Consider the following 14,641-nt stretch of genomic DNA (forward strand, 5'->3'; position numbering starts at 1 on the left):
TATGATGAAAAAGCGTGAAGCGAAGGAATGGTTGTTTATCGGAGGTCAGGAAGCGCGACGTTCCAGTGACTGACGCGGCATTTCACACGCGACAAGACTTGGTGTCGGCAACATCATCTGCACCGAAAGCGCCATACTAAGATCGCGGTGGTCGCGTTTGGTATCAAGGAAATGTTCCGACCAGATGCCATCACGGTTGGCCGACAGAAAAGCACAGCGCAGCATGGAAAAACGGTTTGAGCCATGGCAGTCATGTTCACCCGTGACCTCTGCAAACCAACCGGCAATCGCGTCATGGGCGGCTTGATCCAGAATGTCCTGCATGCTGGCCCGATCATTGGCCGCAATGCTGTCTTCTGCCAGTGCCTCACGAAGCGCATTGATCATGCGCTGACTGGCCGGCAGGGCACTGACACCAAACGACCGCAGCCACGCATGTGCCGTATCCTCAATCAGGCGCGTCATCGCCGCCGATTCAAACGCAGCATAGCTGAAACCCTTTGATGCAACGGTCATGTCAGTCATTCGTTTGGCCCTCCGGGCGGTGAACAGTCAGCAGTACTTAACGATTGATTAAGGATAAGGATCGCTGAAAAAACGCGGGATAATTTGCTTGAAACTGGGCGTTTTTGTGGCGTGCAAAATCTTTTTAAAACAACACACTATCTTGACGGCTTCGGGTCCTTGACCTTCACGTGATCGCGCCCTGCCATGATCTGGTCAAGCGGTTTGACCGGCCATGACAGGATCAGGAGTTTTTCATCACGCGTCAGGCTTTCGACACCGAGCCGCGCAAGCTTTTCATAGATGATCCCGATCTCGATCGCGGTCCGCGCATCCGGCTTGCGCGCTGGCAAAAGTGCGGAATGCAGTGCATTGGCATACGGATCTTCGATCAGGCGCAGCAACCCGTCTTTGACATCATCGTCACCGCTTTCGGCATTGATGCGGGCCAATGCGCGAAGCTCTTCGGGGCTGTCATTTTCTTCGGGGGTTACAAAAAGCTTCATCCGGCGTGCCGCCTTCCCGATGGCAAGGCTGCTGGAATAATGGGTCAGCCAGGGCGACAGAACCAGACCCGCCAGAATGGGCGACAGCCACCAGAAGAATGCCGTATCCACAAAAACAGCAACCGCCCCCCAGACCAGACCAAGCATGATAATGGCGCGATGGGTTTTAAGGGCTGCCTTGAAAGGCACCCCGGCGTCATCACGTTCCTGCGCATCCCAACCGACCTGATTACCGGTAAGGACCGAAAACACGAACTGCGAATGCAGCATCATCATGATCGGGGCCTGAAGCGCCGAATACAGGGTTTCAAGCAGGCCACTGGCCAGCACCATCACCGCGCCATACTGCTTGCGATCACGCCCCAGACACACCATCAGGATCGAGATGATCTTGGGCGAAACCAGCATGCCGATGGTAAAGACCAGCAACACCAGCATCTCGAACGACCGGTCCACCGGCCATTGCGGGAACATGGTGAACTGACCGGGGAAGAAGCTATAGGTCAGCTGGGTGTTCTGAAGTGTCGCAATCGTCGAGCTTAGCAACAGCAAAAGCCAAAGCGGCGATGACACAAAGCTCATCACCCCCATAAAGAAATGCAGGCGGCTAAGGGGCTTGAAACCGGGCGCAACCATAAGACGCGCGTGTTGCATATTGCCCTGACACCAGCGTCGGTCGCGGATGGCAAAATCAATTAGATTAGGCGGCAATTCTTCCCAACTGCCTTCAAGCTGCGGGATCAGCCAGCATCGCCAACCGGCCTTGCGCATAAAGGCGGCCTCGACGAAATCGTGGCTCAGGATGTGTCCGCCCATCGGCGGCTTGCCAGACAGCACCGGCAGGCCACAGCATTCAATAAAAGCCTTGGTGCGAATAATCGCGTTATGGCCCCAATAGTTCGAACTGCCCATGCACCAGAATGACAGACCCGCCGACATGGTCGGGCCATGCACGCGCGAAATGAATTGCAGAATGCGGGCAAACAGGGTCTGGCGACCGGTCGGCTGCGGCGGACTCTGAATGATCCCGGCATCCGGGTTGTTTTCCATCAGATAGGCCATATTGACCATGGCCTCGCCCGACATGACGCTGTCGGCGTCAAAGACGATCATGTGATCGTAATTTGCCGCATAGGTCTCGCAGAATTCCTTGAGGTTGCCGGACTTGCGTTCGGTGTTCTCAGCCCGGCGGCGGAAGAAAATCTTGCCACGTGCATTCAGATCCGAACACGCCTTAGCCCATGCCATTTCCTCGGCAATCCAGATGTCTGGATCGCGGGTGTCTGACAGGACAAAGAAATGAAACGCGTCAAGCTCGCCAGTTGCGGCCAGACTTTCATAGCTTGCACGCAATCCGGCAAAGACGCGGTTGGGATCTTCGTTATAAACCGGGATCACCACAACGTTCTTCGATCGCAAACGACCCTTGCGCACAATGGGTTTAAGCCGTTTGAGCGTGATCGCATCAAGTTTAAGTCCACGCAAAACCAGTCCAACAATCCCGGTAAAGAAGGACAGCGAAATCCAGGCGAAGTTGATGGTAAAGAACGCCACCACCACCATTTCCATGATGGTCAGCTGATCCGCAGCAAGAACATCGGTCATCAACCACGCCGCATAGGCCGTCGCCGCAATTGATGCCCCGAAAAGGAAGAAACGTCGCGCCCCGACGCCGGGCCCACGCAGTTTCACCGTCGGATCACAAAACGCGTCATCAAACCCGTCTGCGGGCGCAGTTCCTTTGGCTGGGGTGTTGGCGGCTTCTGTCATCTGGCTTGTCCGGGGTTATCTGTTTCTGGCAATGCGCGGTGCCTGATCCAACGGGATCAAAAGGCCCACGGCATGGTCCAGGTCTCGCTCAGGACCGTGTCCTGATAAAGGATGAAGGCCCGAAGGTTGCTTGACGTCGCATCACTGGTATTGACCAGATCAAACATCACGCGCACCCCGCCATTTTCCGGATCGGGCATGATGCGGATATTGCGGACTTCACCCTCGGATGCGCTGATATCAGCGCGCAGTTTTTTGGCATCCTTGATGAAGTAATCCAGATCGCCACCGGCAAAGTTCAAAACAAATCGCGTCCCCGCCAGATCGTCATCATCTTGGGGCGCAAGTCGTTGAATGCGGGTATCGGTAGCCTGTGACATGCCATGCAAACCGGTGCCATCGCGGGTCGCGGTGACACTGTATTCAACCTGCATTTCCCCACCGGCAGCCGGTTTGGTTTCGGGCACCCAATAAGCCACGATATTGTCGTTGGTTTCCGACGGGCTCGGGATTTCGACCAGCTCGATATGGCCCTTGCCCCATTTGCCCTTTGGCGTCACCCAATAGCCCGGCTGCTGGTCAAAGCGCCGTTCCAGATCCTGATAATGATCAAAGTTGCGATCACGCTGCAAAAGACCAAAGCCGATGGGGTTTTCGTCCAAAAACGCGCTCATTTGCAGATGCTCGGGGTTTTCAAGCGGGCGCCAAAGCCATTCGCCGCGCCCGTTATGGATCAAAAGCCCGTCGCTGGAATGCACTTCGCCGCGATAGTCATCAAAAAACCGACGACGCTGTTCGCCAAACAGGAACATGCCATTCAGCGGCGCAATACCGATCTTTTCGACCCCGTCGCGGAAAAACAGATGGGCCTTGATGTCGGCCTGACTGCGCGTACCGGGCGTAATATCAAACTGATAGGCGCCTGTGACGCGCTCGCTATCCAACAGCGCATAAACCGTAATCGTGTCGGCACCATCCGTTGGCTCGACGATCCAGAATTCCCGGAAGACCGGAATTTCCTCGCCCGTCGGACCGGCAAGATCGATCGCAAGACCCCGCGCCATCTGGCCAATCGACTGGCCCTGCCCCTGCAGGCGGAAATAGGACGCGCCAAGGAAACGCGTCAGTTCATCATTGCTGGTGACGTCTGATAACGGATAGCGAAGACGAAATCCGGCATAATTCTGCGTGGTGAAATCATTGCCCGAAAGGCCCGTCTTGCCGAAATCAAACAGTCCGACGGAAAACGGAATGACCTGAACTTCGCCGTCACGCACCAGATTGATGGTCACCGGAACATCATACATGGTCCCCGGGTGAAACAGCTCCAGACTGAAATCGGTCTCGGCCGGGTTAAAGAAGGCGCGCTTGGACTTGAAACGGATCTGTGCGTATTCCTCTGCGCTAAGCGTCGAAAGGGCTTCAGGTAGTTCACGATGCGGGTTTTCGAAAGGCTGTGCAGCCAGATTCCGCGCAAGATCGGTCACCATCGCCGGATCAAACATCACGGGTTTGGAAATATTGGATTGTTTTGGTGCCTCGGACGAGGTTGCTTCCTCGGCCGCGTTTTCGGGTGACGTTTCTACCTGCTCAGGCTGATCGCCTGATGCCGTTTGTTCGGACGGGACGACTGTTGTTGGCGCAGGTGTTGACGCAGGTTTCGGCGTCTCGGCGCTTTGCTCTGCCGGGGCGGGTTCATTTTCCTGTGCATGGATCGATGCCATCCCTGCGACCATGAACATCGCGGATGCGATCGCACCTGCAAAAACACGCCGAAGGGGCAGCGTCATATGCTGCTGAAAATGCTGCGTCATACTCGTATATGCTACCAACCGTTGGATTTTTCCGAACTTATTGGTTGTCGTTGTGCACAGGAAACTGGGCAGGAATGTGTCCTGATCAGGGTAAGAATCCGCAAAGCCACAACCGATCATTTGCCCAAAAGGATTGCTTTAATCCCGGACATGTCATTGGCAAAGCGTCATTTTTGCATGGGCAGCAACCACAAAACGCACTAACGATCCGCTTGACGGAACCACAAATCCGTTTGTCAGATTGCAGATTGACGCGCGCTGTTTTCCGCGCTGGAATCGGCGTGCAATTCACGCGGTGTCATGTTGTGGCGCTGCTGGATGGCGCGGGCAAGTGCGGTTGTACTGCGATAACCGACCTGACCTGCCACCGCCTGCAGTCTTTCGCCTTCGCGCAGCAAACCAAACGCCATATCAAGGCGAATGGTTTGCAAGAAATCACCGGGCGACGTGCCCAGCAATTCGCGAAACCGGGCGGCAAAACTCGCCCGCGACATGCCTGCCGTTTCCGCCTGTCTTTCAACCGACCAATTTTCGCCGGGTTTCTGATGAAGTTCACCCACAACCCGCGCAATGCGCGGGTCGCGAAGTGCTGCAAGAATGCCAGGTCGCACAAGGTTTTGCGCCTGACAATGACGCAACACCATCAGCAACAGCAAATCGACCAAAAGATTGATTGCGGTGCGGTGTCCGGGCTGCGCGCCGTGTGATTCCGAAAACAACTGACCGGTGATGGCCTCAAGCCCGGGGGTTTCGTCAAAGGGCAGAACAAGATATTCCGGCAGGCCGAGCTTGGCCGGGCCAAGACCCGTATCGGGAAAATCCAGATTGGCACAGACCACTTCCGCGCCACGCTCGGGCGTGTCGATATCATGGGGCACGGGACAGCCAAACAGGACAACACCCGGTCGATCAAGAACAACCGTCTTACCCCCGTCAAACAGAACGCGCATGCTGCCACGTTGCAACACATGCAGCATCCCTTGCTGCCGGGATGGCAGGTCCGGTCTTCCCTGATGATGACTGCTGCCACAATGGGTTCCGGCAAAAATCACATCGCCACGCGGATGGTTTCCGGCAAACAGATCGGACAGGACATCCTTCTCAGACGAATTGCGTGCTTCCTCAGACAACAAGTCACTTCTCCGGCGATAGGCTGTTTTCAGATTTCAAGACGCCCTCTTGATGAACCAGTTCCGTGATCGCCTGCCAGTAAACACCCGGTGATCACCCCGTGAAGGAGATGAAAAGATGACCAAACGTTCTAGCTTCTTGCATTCCGCCGCCCTGGCCGCTGTCCTGGGTATTTCTGCAGTCGGCACCATTGTGGCAACCACCGCACCGGCAACGGCTGCTCAGGAAGTCAACATTGTTGATGGCTACGCCCTGCAGGGTTTTGACCCGGTTGCCTACTTTACCGTGGGTGCCCCGACCCCGGGCAACTCCGAATTCAAGGCAGAGCATGGCGGCGCGACCTATCGCTTTGCCAGCGCTGAAAACCGTGACCTGTTTAACGCCGACCCGGAAAAATACGCACCACAGTATGGCGGGTTCTGCGCCTTTGGTGCGGCAATGGGCCGCAAATTCGGCGCCGATCCGCAGGCATGGCGCATCGTTGACGACAAGCTTTATCTGAACCTGAACAAGGAAATCCAGAAACGTTGGATTGCTGATATCCCGGGCTTCATCCGTGGTGCCGACCACAACTGGGAAATCATCGAGACGATCGAAGACGCCAAACTGGCCGACGAAAAAATGGCCCCCAAAGGTCTGACCATCGGCGCACAATAACCCGGCCCCAGGGTTATTCTATTCCGGTTGTTCTATCCGGGTTCCTCTCTGGCTCCCTGTTGCCCGGTAAGGAAATGGCCGGTCCACAAAAGTGGACCGGCCATATCTTGTTTCAGATGACTGCGAATGCCGATCTGAAAGCAAACCCGTCAGTATCCTACAGCACAACCATCCTTGCGCGGGTCCGAGCCGGCAACGTACCCGGCATCGGTTTTGGCAATCAGCTGCGCGCCGCCAAATCCGAAATTGGTGCTGTCAGGCGTCTCGACCTTGATCGCATGGCCCTTGGCCTTAAGCGCCTCAATGACATCTGCACCGACCGAGGTTTCCACGGCAACATTCAGCCCCGAAAGCGCCTGCCAGCGCGGTGCATCAGCCGCAGTTTGCGGATCCTGCCCCCAAAGCTGGGTGCGCAGTGTCATCTGCAAGTGTCCCTGTGCCTGCATCGGGCCACCCATGACGCCAAAGCTCATGACCGGATTGCCATCCAGGCCCATCAGGAAGGCTGGAATGATCGTCTGGAACGGACGCTTGCCGCCCTTGACCAGGTTGGGATGACCGTCTTTCAGGCTAAAGCCGTGACCACGGTTCTGCAGACTGATCGAGGTGCCCGGCACCACAACGCCAGAACCAAAGCCCATATAGTTGGACTGAATGAATGACACCATCATGCCGTTTTCATCCGCCGCACTGACATAGACCGTACCGCCATGTTTGGGGGCACCGGCCTTGAAATCCTGTGCCTTGTTGGCATCAATCAATGCCGCGCGGGATTTCAGATAATCATCGGACAGCAGATGCTCGACCGTGACATCGGTCATGTAATCGAGATCGGCGACATATTCTCGCATATCGGCAAAGGCCAGTTTCATGGCCTCGATCTCAAGATGAAGTGCCTCGACCGAATCCGGTTGATAATCGGTAATGTTGGTATGGCGCAGAATACCCAGCGCGATCAGGGCCGAAATGCCCTGGCCGTTTGGCGGTATCTCATGCAGCTTCACTTTGCCAAAGCTTTGCGAAATCGTGCCCACCCAGTCGGCCTTGTGATTACCAAGGTCCTCTTCCGACAGGGCCGCGCCATGTTCCTTGGCAAAGGCGGCAATCTTGCCTGCCAGTTTGCCGCGATAGAAACTCTCGCCCTTGGTTTCGGCAATATCGATCAGGCTTTCGGCCGCGGCCTTATTCACAAACAGCTCGCCCGCCTTGGGCGCCGTGCCGCCCGGCAGGAACGCCTCGGCAAAGCCCGGCTGTTTGCCAAGCAAATCACCGCCCTTTTCCCAAAGAGTGGCGATGATTGGCGATACGGCAAAACCGCGGGTCGCATATTCGATGGCCGGTTCGAACAGTTTTTCGAACGGAAGCTTGCCAAACTTGGCGGAGATTTCCTGCCACGCGGATACAGCACCCGGCGTGGTGACGGCTTCCCAGCCACGCTGTGGCATGGCATCAGCTCCGGCAAAGCGTTCCGGGCTCCAGTCAGCTGGCGCACGGCCCGATGCGTTCAGACCATGCAGTTCCTTGCCATCCCAGATGATCGCATAGGCATCCGATCCAAGTCCGTTTCCGGTCGGCTCGACCACGGTGAGCGCAATCGCCGATGCAAGCGCCGCGTCGGCGGCATTGCCGCCCGCCAGCAACATGCGCAAGCCTGCCTGGGCGGCAAGCGGTTGGGATGTTGAAACCATATTGCGCGCCAGCACCGGAGAGCGGCGTGAGGCATAAAGCGCGTCGTGACGAAGTTTCATGGGTGTCTCCTAATCGCCGTCTTGTTCATCGGTGGCAGGACGGTCTTTTTTGCGCATCTTCAGCACCGAACGCACGCTGAAGATGACTGAAAGAAGGGCAGCCGCCAGCAAAACGGCCGAAATCGGACGGGTAAAGAACACCGTCCAGTCCGCATCACTCATCAATGCGCGGCGCAGGTTGGTTTCGGCAATCGGACCAAGGATCACACCGAGCACCAGCGGTGCAAGCGGGTAATCAAGCGACTTCAATCCATAACCAACAAGACCAATCGCACCAAGCAGATAAAGATCGGTGACCCGGTTATTGAGCGCAAAGGCCCCGATCACACAACAGATCATCACGGTCGGCACAATGAACTGTTTGGGAATGTCGGTCACGCGCAGGAACAGGCGCATCGACAACACACAAACCACAAGCATCATGAGCGACGCGACAACCATGGCAACGAACATGCCATAGGCCAGATCCGCATTGTCCATGATCAGGCGCGGGCCAACCGAAATGCCATGCACCATCAATGCCGCCATCAGGATGGCATCAACTGCAGAGCCCGGAATACCAAGCGCAATCATCGGAATAAGCCCACCACCGGCCGTGGCAGAGTTCCCGGCCTCGGAGGCGATCACGCCATCGGGGGTGCCTTTACCGAATTCTTCGGGTTTTTTCGAGCCACGCTTGGCCTGATCGTATGCCAGCAAGTTCGCAATCGAGCCACCAGCCCCCGGAAGCGCACCGATAAACACACCAATCAGCGAAGAACGCACAAGATTGACCGGACGCATCAGGACTTCGCGCATGACAGCCCATGTCTTGAATTCGATAACATCGGGAATAAGCGCATCACTGCCCTTGCCTTTGCCATGACCCTCAACTTCGCTCATCAACTGGCTGATGGCAAAGATACCGATCAGGACAACAAGGAACGGCAGCCCCGGCATCAAAAGATCACTGTCAAAGGTCAGACGCGGGCGTCCCATCATCGGATCCGGGCCGATGGTTGCAAGGCCCAGACCAATCACCCCGGCAATCAAACCGCGCATCAGCGAATTGCCCACAAGGCTTGCGACAATGGTCAGCGCAAACACGATCAAAGAGAAATATTCCCAGGGCCCCAGTTTGACCGCCAAAAGCGCCAGTGGCGGGGCAGCGACAATCAGAACAATGGTGGAAATGACCGTCCCGAAGAACGATGACCACACACCAAGCGAAAGCGCCCGTCCCGGCTCGCCGCCGCGCGCCATCGGATAGGCATCGAACGTGGTTGCGACTGAACTTGGTGTACCGGGAATCCCCAGAAGGGCGGCACTGATCAGCCCGCCGGTATAACCGCCGACATAAACCGACAACATCACCGAAACACCTTGCAACGGATCCATCGCAAAGGTCAGTGGCAATGTCAGGATAATCGCCATTGTCACGGTAAAGCCCGGAATGGCGGCTGCCACGATCCCGGCAATTGAACCGATCAGCATGTAGATCAAGGTGTCAAAGGCGAACACCTGATGGGCACCGGAAATAAATGCGTCCAACATGATCGTAAACTTTACTTAGGCCGCGAACAGTACGCCACGCGGAAGAAACACGTTAAAGACCTCGGCAAACAGGATGTTCAAACCAACCGAGAAAATCAGGGCGGCGATGATCGACTGTATGAGGGTCTTTTTCGAAATACCGGCAATCAGAAGCTGGGTAATCAACAGGAAGACAAAAGTTGCCAACGAGAACCCGGCAACCGGCAGTGCAAGCAGATAGACAACCAGCAAGCCAAACATCGCAAATGAAATGCGACGTGCCTTGACCCACTGACCGAATGCATGTGCAAGGCCATCAAGATGACCGGCCTTTCGGATATCAAGAACCGCACGCACAGATGCGATCAGGCACAAGACAGCCAGAACCGCAAAAACCAGCTTCGGGAAAGATCCTGCGCCCAGCGGCTCCCACCGTGACGTCGGCAATTCGCCCGCCCGGATCGACAGATAAACCGATCCAAGTCCGAAAACGATATATGAAATCAGCCGTGCGACTTCGGTTTTTGCACGCAAAGCAGCGGATGCCGATGCATCCGCTGCTGCTGATTTCCCGTTCGGGGTCGTCATCCTTCGAGCTTGCCAACCAGACGGTTGACCGTGTCGGACAACTTGCCGAGATAGGTCTTGTATTCTTCCTGGCCAAGGAACATCGGCGCAGAACCAACATTGGTGACCTTGCTGCGGACGTCTTCGCGCTGCATGACCTTTTCGAGATGCGCTTCAAGGGCATCTGCAATTTCCTGCGGCGTTCCCTTCGGCAGAACAACACCACGGGTTACCGCCAGATCAAGATCTTGGCCCAGCTCGCCAAAGGTCGGAACGTCCGGGGCTTCTTCGGTGCGCTCGGGCATACCAACCGCAGCAAAGACCAGATCACCGTTTTCAACAAACTGACCAGCCGAGGAAACGTCACCGATGGCAACGTCGATATTGCCGCCAACCAGCGCACGAATACGCTGACCGGTGCCTTCATACCCAACATAGGAGAATTCAATATCAAAGGCGTCTTCGATCATCGCCATGTGAAGATGCGGCACGCCTGCAAGGGTCACACCGGCACGCACGGCACCCGGGTTTTCCTTGGCGTAGGCAACCATTTCCTCAAAGTTCGAGAAATTGTCGTTCTTCGAAAGCGTCAGATACTGCGGTGACGAGGTCACCAGCGCGATCGGCATGAAGCTGTCCCAGTTCAGGTCGGTAATGCCCGTCCCGTTGGAAATCAGAAGACCTTCATGAATCTGCGAAACGGTATAGCCATCGGCCGGACGCTTGGCGAATTCGGCCAGACCCACATTGCCACCAACACCGGGCATGTTGATGACCGGGACGGCTTTGCCGGTTTCGTCGGCCAGACCCTGGGCAACGATACGCATCAGCGTGTCACTGCCGCCACCCGGGCCCCACGGGACGATGAATTCGATCGGCTTTTCTGGATAGTCCTGCGCTTGCGCCGGGCCTGCAATGGCCGCGGCCATCAAGCCGGCAGCAACAGCAATCTTGCGGAACATGTGTCTTGCCTCCTGATAACATTCCTGAAGATCGTTGAACCATTACTACTTTGGTTCAATCAAATTGTCGACACATTGTTGGCATTCGCAAACCAATTTCGCAAGCGCAAAATTATATTTACCGGAAAACAAGGATTTTGTTGCACAAAACGATCAAAAATGGATAGTACCACTGATTGATTGATATCAAAATTGGTTTGGATTGGTTTCGATGATTGAAATAGAAGGCACCATGAGCCTGTATTTGGTCTGGGGGGCAGCAATGCTGTTCGCAGGCGTTTTGGGTGGCATCATGGCCGGACTTCTGGGTGTCGGTGGCGGGATCGTCATTGTCCCGGTGCTGTATCACTTTCTCACCACCATGGGTGTGGATGAAAGCTTGCGCATGCAGGTGGCCGTTGCCACGTCGCTCACCACAATCATTGCCACCGCGATTTCATCAACACGCAGCCACTATAAAAAAGGCTCGGTTGATACAGCACTTCTCAAACACTGGGGTCCGGCAATCATTGTCGGCGTGATCCTTGGCACCGCGATTGGCGGATTGGCAGATGGCCGGGTTCTGACCATCGTGTTTGCCGTGGTCGCACTGATCGTGGCTGGCAACATGATCCTGGTAAAAGATCGCGAAACCAACGAGACCAAAAATCCGCCGAAATCGGTTTGGGCCATGCTCGGGGTGATTGCCGGCAGCCTGTCAGCCATGATGGGGATTGGCGGCGGCACCATTTGCGTGCCGGTCCTGAACTTCCTTGGCTATGACATTCGCCGCGCGGTTGGCACAGCAGCGGCAATTGGTCTGATCATTGCGCTGCCCGGCACCATTGGTTACGCCATGTCGGGGATCGGCGTTGATGGTCGCCCGCCTTTTTCAATCGGTTATGTCAATGTTCTTGCTGCGGCACTGTTGATCCCGATGACCGTATTATGCGCCCCGATCGGCGCACGCATCGCCCACAGCATTCCGCGCCGGGCCTTGCGCATGTGCTTTGGTTTGTTTTTGGCGATCACATCGCTTCGGATGTTCTACGATCTGCTGAGCTAGAAACTGCAATCAAGCCTGAATGGATTGGGCCTGTTGTTTGATAAACCAAGAGCTTATAACAATAGGTGCAGATTGGTTCGCAAGGGGAAACACCATAAAGGTGCAGAACAACCATGAATGAAATCGCCACACAGACACTGGCGGACAAGCTCAAGGCGGGATTTGCCGAAGGTGAGTTCGTCAAGGATGGTCGGGTCATTGCCGAACGCGCACTCGCCGAACAACTTGATGTCGGTCGCCGTGCCCTGCGCAAGGCCCTTGATCAGCTTGAAAGTGAAGGTCTGATTTGGCGTCGTCAGGGTCAGGGTACCTTTGTTGGCACCCCGCCGACCCCGCGTCTGCGCAAGCTTGAAGGGCTGGCCACTAAAACCAGCCCGTTCGAAATCATGGAAGTCCGCCAGGAAATCGAACCATCCATGGCCCGGTTCGCAGCCCTTCGCGCCTCACAGGGCGATATTGATGCGATGCGCAGCATGGTCGAAAAGGCCGCCAGCGCCACCACACAGGCCGAGTATGAAAAATGGGATGCGGCCTTTCATCAGCGATTGGCCGAATCGGTCAAGAACACCCTGTTTCTGGCGGTGTTCGAAGCCGTTAATGCTGTGCGCCGCGAAGCTGCCTGGGCCCGGCTGCGCGAAAGCAGCCATTCAGATACATTGATCGAAGAATTAAGTGCCCAGCATCGCGACATCATCAACGCGATCGAGCAACGCGACCCCAAACGCGCCGAAGACGCCATGCGCCGCCACCTGTCGGAAGTGGAACATGCGCTTAAACAAACCTGACCTGATTGCCGGGCCTGTTGATCACCTGATGATCAGCCCTGCGGCATAAATTCCGCAAACATGCCGTGATAAGCCTTGATTGGTGGCTTGGCATAGGCCCCGGCTTTGCTGGTGCGAAGCCCCAGAAATGCCATCGCCTCGATCATCTTGACCGCCGCACTGACCCCGTCAATTACCGGTATCCCAAGTTCTTCCTGTAGACGGTTGGCAATGTCGGTCATGCCCGCACATCCGAGAACAATCGCCTCGGCATAATCATCCGCAAGGCAAATCTCTGCCTGCTTTTTAAGGGCTGCGTATGCGTTTTTGGCATTGGCACCCTCGAAATCAAGGGTCCGAACGCCAGCTGCACGGACCACACATTGCGAAGACGCCCCATACTTCGCCACCAGATGCTCCAGCGGTCGCACCGAAACCGCCATCGGGGTCACAATCGCAAAGCGCGATGAAACCGCAGCCGCCATCCGCATTGCGGCCTCACAAAGCCCCAGAACAGGCGCCGTCGTCATGCAGCGGGCGGCATCCACGCCGGTATCATCAAAACACGCCACAACATAACCGCCAATCGGATCGGTGTGCTGTTCAGGTGCAGCTTCGAGTTCGCGAATAACCGACAACAACCCGACACTGGCAAAGGCTTCGTCGTAATAGCCTTCGATACTGTCGGGCCCGAAACGCGGGTTAAGGGCAAGAACTTCGGTCGATGCGCCCACAATGTTCCGGGCCTGCGAGCCGACCTTTGTGGTAAAGCCGGTCGACAGGTTGGGGTTGATAACGGCGATGCGGCTCATGCTTTTTGTCCTTTGCGACGGCGCATGATCGCAACCGTGCCCAATGCCAGTGCAATCACCAGGAAAGAGAACCCGGTGGTCACCGTGCCCAGTGCATAAAGCACCGGTGTGGTGACGTTGGTTGTCATGCCATAAATCTCAAGCGGCAGGGTATTAAGCGCGCCAGCCGTCATCAAAGTTCGGGCAAATTCATCGTAAGACAGGGTGAACGAGAACATCGCAACCCCGATCAGGCTTGGACCCACCATCGGCAAAACAACATATTGAATGGTTTGCCAGTTGCTTGCGCCCAAATCGCGTGCAGCTTCCTCAAAGGACGGATCAAACCGGTTAAACACCGCAAACATGATCAAAAGCCCGAACGGGAACGTCCATGTCAGATGCGCCCCAAGGGCCGAGGTAAACCATTGCGGTTGCCATTCAACAATATTGAACAACAGACCAATACCCAACGAAATCAGGATGGACGGCACGATCAAACTGGCAATCGCCAGATAAAAGATCACGCTGTCGCCCCGAAACCGCTTGCGGAAGGCAAGACCGGCCATGAAGGACACGACCACCGTCACCATCATGACAATCAGGCCAAGCTTAAGGGATCTGCTGAACGATCCACCAAAGTCACCCACCGCCTGTTGTTCAAACAGATTGCCAAACCAGTGGAACGAAAAGCCGTTCATCGGGAAGGTCAGACCGCCATTCTCGCCCTGGAAGGACAGAATGAAAATCGTCAGCATCGGACCGTAAAGAAACAGCACGAACAGCGCAAAGAAGGCCGCAAGGAAATAGAAGCTGGTCGGACGGCGTTCACGGGTTTTGGAAAACAATGCCATGATCACAGCTCCTTGC

Annotated in this window: 13 protein-coding genes; 3 read left to right on the plus strand and 10 right to left on the minus strand. The window is 55.9% G+C overall.

Annotation, left to right across the window (positions count from 1 at the left end; genetic code table 11):
- Positions 1 to 45: 45 nt before the first annotated feature.
- The 4 genes from B2R48_RS17175 to B2R48_RS17190 form a co-directional block, all read right to left on the minus strand.
- Positions 46 to 525, minus strand: coding sequence for a hypothetical protein (locus B2R48_RS17175; RefSeq protein ID WP_297002940.1), 480 nt, complete (start codon positions 523 to 525; stop codon positions 46 to 48).
- A gap of 137 nt (positions 526 to 662) precedes the next feature.
- Positions 663 to 2,780 (minus strand): glucans biosynthesis glucosyltransferase MdoH, encoded by a 2,118-nt coding sequence (gene mdoH / locus B2R48_RS17180; protein ID WP_297002942.1) that lies wholly within the window; start codon positions 2,778 to 2,780, stop codon positions 663 to 665.
- 56 nt (positions 2,781 to 2,836) lie between these two features.
- Entirely contained in the window at positions 2,837 to 4,594 is a 1,758-nt protein-coding gene (locus tag B2R48_RS17185; protein ID WP_297002945.1) for a glucan biosynthesis protein, read from the minus strand.
- 236 nt (positions 4,595 to 4,830) lie between these two features.
- Positions 4,831 to 5,724, minus strand: a complete 894-nt coding sequence (locus B2R48_RS17190) for a cupin domain-containing protein (RefSeq protein WP_213475015.1) — start codon at positions 5,722 to 5,724, stop codon at positions 4,831 to 4,833.
- A gap of 118 nt (positions 5,725 to 5,842) precedes the next feature.
- Between B2R48_RS17190 and B2R48_RS17195 the strand changes: the two genes are divergently transcribed.
- Entirely contained in the window at positions 5,843 to 6,382 is a 540-nt protein-coding gene (locus B2R48_RS17195) for a YHS domain-containing (seleno)protein (RefSeq protein ID WP_062956951.1), read from the plus strand.
- A 149-nt stretch (positions 6,383 to 6,531) separates the two neighbouring features.
- On the opposite strand, the gene B2R48_RS17200 is transcribed toward B2R48_RS17195, so the two are convergent.
- From B2R48_RS17200 to B2R48_RS17215, 4 genes are read right to left on the minus strand one after another with little or no spacing between them, the layout of a single operon-like run.
- Positions 6,532 to 8,130, minus strand: coding sequence for a gamma-glutamyltransferase family protein (locus B2R48_RS17200; RefSeq protein ID WP_213475013.1), 1,599 nt, complete (start codon positions 8,128 to 8,130; stop codon positions 6,532 to 6,534).
- A 9-nt stretch (positions 8,131 to 8,139) separates the two neighbouring features.
- Positions 8,140 to 9,663, minus strand: coding sequence for a tripartite tricarboxylate transporter permease (locus tag B2R48_RS17205; protein ID WP_297002952.1), 1,524 nt, complete (start codon positions 9,661 to 9,663; stop codon positions 8,140 to 8,142).
- A gap of 15 nt (positions 9,664 to 9,678) precedes the next feature.
- Positions 9,679 to 10,230 (minus strand): tripartite tricarboxylate transporter TctB family protein, encoded by a 552-nt coding sequence (locus tag B2R48_RS17210; protein WP_213475010.1) that lies wholly within the window; start codon positions 10,228 to 10,230, stop codon positions 9,679 to 9,681.
- Positions 10,227 to 11,171: a tripartite tricarboxylate transporter substrate binding protein gene (locus B2R48_RS17215; protein WP_213475008.1), complete on the minus strand. Its 945-nt coding sequence runs from the start codon at positions 11,169 to 11,171 to the stop codon at positions 10,227 to 10,229. Before B2R48_RS17215 ends, B2R48_RS17210 begins: the two co-directional genes overlap by 4 nt.
- Positions 11,172 to 11,382: 211 nt before the next feature.
- Here B2R48_RS17215 and B2R48_RS17220 point away from each other — a divergent pair, with 211 nt between their 5' ends.
- Both B2R48_RS17220 and B2R48_RS17225 read left to right on the plus strand, forming a co-directional pair.
- Positions 11,383 to 12,216, plus strand: coding sequence for a sulfite exporter TauE/SafE family protein (locus B2R48_RS17220; protein ID WP_062956956.1), 834 nt, complete (start codon positions 11,383 to 11,385; stop codon positions 12,214 to 12,216).
- 113 nt (positions 12,217 to 12,329) lie between these two features.
- Positions 12,330 to 13,001 (plus strand): FadR/GntR family transcriptional regulator, encoded by a 672-nt coding sequence (locus B2R48_RS17225; protein WP_213475007.1) that lies wholly within the window; start codon positions 12,330 to 12,332, stop codon positions 12,999 to 13,001.
- Positions 13,002 to 13,033: 32 nt separating this feature from the next.
- Here the strand turns inward: B2R48_RS17225 and B2R48_RS17230 are convergent, their stop codons facing one another.
- The gene (locus B2R48_RS17230) at positions 13,034 to 13,792 is read right to left on the minus strand and encodes an aspartate/glutamate racemase family protein (protein WP_213475006.1); all 759 of its coding nucleotides are present in this window, start codon (positions 13,790 to 13,792) and stop codon (positions 13,034 to 13,036) included.
- A complete protein-coding gene (locus tag B2R48_RS17235; RefSeq protein ID WP_297002960.1) occupies positions 13,789 to 14,625 on the minus strand; it encodes an ABC transporter permease in 837 nt (278 codons plus the stop codon). The genes B2R48_RS17230 and B2R48_RS17235 overlap by 4 nt, the downstream gene beginning before the upstream one ends.
- Positions 14,626 to 14,641: the final 16 nt, after the last annotated feature.

The sequence above is a fragment of the Thalassospira sp. UBA848 genome (assembly GCF_002295455.1).
In the GTDB taxonomy this organism is placed as follows: Bacteria; Pseudomonadota; Alphaproteobacteria; order Rhodospirillales; family Thalassospiraceae; genus Thalassospira.